Here is a 1,111-nt window from a genome sequence, read left to right on the forward strand (position 1 = left end):
CCGATGCGCTGCTCGAGCAGTTCGGCCAGCCGCAGCGGGGTGGCGGTCGTCGAACAAGGCACCCATGAGCTGCACTCCCACCGCCACACCCCCGCCGGTGCGGCCGGCGGCGACGAGGCGGGCCAGCCCCGCCGGCTCGCGGAAACGGTCGGGGTAGGCGGCGTGCAGGGTCTCGGCCACGTGCAGCGCCACGGGCGGCCCGACCAGCGCGAGCAGGACCAGCGGTGACATCGGCAGGCCCAGCGGGTCGAGAGCGTGGTCGACCTGTTCCAGCGGCGTGCCCCGCTCGGCCGCGCCGAGCACCTCGCCGAGGAAGCGGGTGAGCAGCCGGTTCACCACGAACGCCGGTCGGTCGGCGACCAGCACCGCGTTCTTCTTGAGGCTCTTCGCCACGGCCAGCGTCGTGGCCACGGTGGCGTCGTTGGTGCGCTCGGCGCGAACGACCTCGACGAGCGGCAGGACGGCCACCGGGTTGAAGAAGTGCAGCCCGGCGACCCGCTCCGGATGCTCGAGACCGGCCGCCATCGCGCTCACCGACAGCGCCGAGGTGTTCGTGAGCAGCACCGCCGCCGGCGCCACCACCGCCTCCAGCTCGGCGAACACCTTCTGCTTGATCGCCAGATCCTCGAACACGGCCTCGATGACGAGGTCGGCGTCGGCGAAGGCGTCCAAGGTTCGCGAGCCGGTGACGTTCGCCTTGTAGCGGCTGGCCTGGTCGGGGGAGATCCGCCGGCGGACGAGCAGGTTGTCGATCTCGCGGTGGACGGCGGCGACCCCGGCGTCGAGCCGGTCGGCGTCGAGGTCGGTCAGCACGACCGGCACCTCCAGCCGGTGCGCGAACACCAGGGCGAGCTGCGCGGCCATCAGTCCAGCGCCGACCACGCCGACCTTCGTCACCGGCTGGGCCAGCGCCGGGTCCGGGCCGCCGACGGGCCGGCGTGCCCGCTTCTGCAGCAGGTCGAACGCGTACAGGCCGGCGGCGAGCTCGCCGCTGACAGACAGGTCGGCGAGCGCCTGCGTCTCGGCCTCGAAGCCCTCGGCCCGCGACGCGGTCTCGGCGAGGGCGATCAGGTCGAGCGCGCGGTAGGCGGCCGGGGCCGCGCCGCGCACC

General features: G+C 74.1%; 1 protein-coding gene. It reads right to left on the reverse strand.

The features are described from left to right. A partial coding sequence (locus tag MXD58_RS25215; RefSeq protein ID WP_250610142.1) for a 3-hydroxyacyl-CoA dehydrogenase family protein occupies window positions 1–1,111 on the reverse strand: 1,111 nt, incomplete at both ends.

This window comes from Frankia sp. AgKG'84/4 (assembly GCF_023242965.2).
In the GTDB taxonomy this organism is placed as follows: Bacteria; Actinomycetota; Actinomycetes; order Frankiales; family Frankiaceae; genus Frankia.